The organism is Chromobacterium aquaticum, from assembly GCF_021129195.1.
Taxonomy (GTDB): domain Bacteria; phylum Pseudomonadota; class Gammaproteobacteria; order Burkholderiales; family Chromobacteriaceae; genus Chromobacterium; species Chromobacterium aquaticum.
On sequence record NZ_JAJOHW010000206.1, the window covers coordinates 1 to 1457 of the forward strand.

The following is a 1457-nucleotide window of genomic DNA, read 5'->3' on the forward strand; positions in this document are numbered from 1 at the left end:
CAACCAGCGCGAAGCCGACCGTCCCGCCGCCGCCGGCCAGGGCTATGACTGGCCCTTTGTCTACATCCACAGCAAGCTGATGATCATCAACGACGTGTTCATGACCCAGGGCTCGGCCAATATCAACACCCGCAGCATGCGCGTCGACAGCGAGCTGAACATCTGCCACGAACGCGGCGACATCAGCGCCGGACTGCGCCGCGAGCTGTGGTCCTTGCATACCCGTAATACGCGAACTGGAAAAGTGATGGGGCTGGAAGACACCAGTCTGCCCTATGAGAAACAGATGCCGAATGCTTTTAAGAATTGGGAAGAGCTTCTTGAACAAAATAAAACCCAAAAACGTAAGGAGCAGCCTCCAATCGCTTCCTTGGTCGAATTCCGCCGCGACAGCGCCAAGCTGTCCAATCTGGATTAAGCCGATGCGCGCCCTATTCTTGATTGCCCTCCTCACCTCAGCGGCTGCCGCCGCCCAGGAGTCCCGCATGAGCACCCTCAGCCCCAAGCAACAGGAGGCGCTGGCCTTCCGCTGCATCCACCAGCAACTGCCGGCGCCGATGCCGGAAGCGGATCAGCTCTTCCTCTACGCCCGCCACCTGCAAAAGCACAATCTGCTCAAGCGCCAGCCCGACGTCACGCGACAAGTGCAGCGGCTCTACCGCATCGCCGCCGCCCATGGCCACGTCAAGGCCAATATCAATTTGCAGAATGGGCTGACCGACGGCGACTTCGCCGGCGGCTTCCGCGAAGTGCTGGACCTGAACGACAAGCTGATGGACCTGAGCCCCGCCCCCGGCTATTACAACCTCGCCTACTACACCAGCCGCGGCTACGGCAATATCAAGCGCGACCGCGAGCTGGCGCTGCGCTATTTCCGTAAGGCCGCCGATCTGGGCAACCCCGAGGCACAGTTCTACGTTGCCGAACTGTTAATCCCGCTCAGAAAAGCTCCCGATATCGCACGCCAGATGTATCGTTGTGCAGCGGAACAAGGCCATGCCAATGCAGCAAAAACATTAGGCATCGACCTTAAAACAGATAAGAAATACGCCGAAGGCATTAACGCTTTGCAACTTGGCGTTAAATTCGGTAGCTACGTCTCCGCCGGCTTCTTGGAAAAAGGTTTCAAAACTCTCCCTCCCGACGATGGCATGTATTACATGGCGCTGAAACTGGACCCCGAACGCAGCCGCCGTTACCAACAAATAGGGGAGTTCCTCTACGACTACTCCTACCTGCAACCCACGGTAGAAGAAGTCGACCAGATCGTGCCGCTGCCGCCGGCCCCCTTGCCGCCCTGGGATGGCGGCTTCCAATGGTTGAAAGCCTGGCGCGGGCCGGGGCCGGCTCAGCCCAGCGAAGAACAGATCCAGCAGCTGGCCGAAGCCAAACATCTCGACCCCGCCACCGGCCTGTTCGACCCCAAGCGCAAGGCCGCCGCCGAAGCCGAGGCCAAA

General features: G+C 59.6%; 2 protein-coding genes. Both read left to right on the forward strand.

Annotation, left to right across the window (positions count from 1 at the left end; translation table 11 throughout):
• Positions 1–418: phospholipase D-like domain-containing protein (locus LQT98_RS22850; RefSeq protein WP_331282589.1), on the forward strand; the 418-nt coding region annotated here is incomplete at its 5' end.
• A gap of 67 nt (positions 419–485) precedes the next feature.
• Positions 486–1457: SEL1-like repeat protein (locus LQT98_RS22855; RefSeq protein ID WP_231465452.1), on the forward strand; the 972-nt coding region annotated here is incomplete at its 3' end.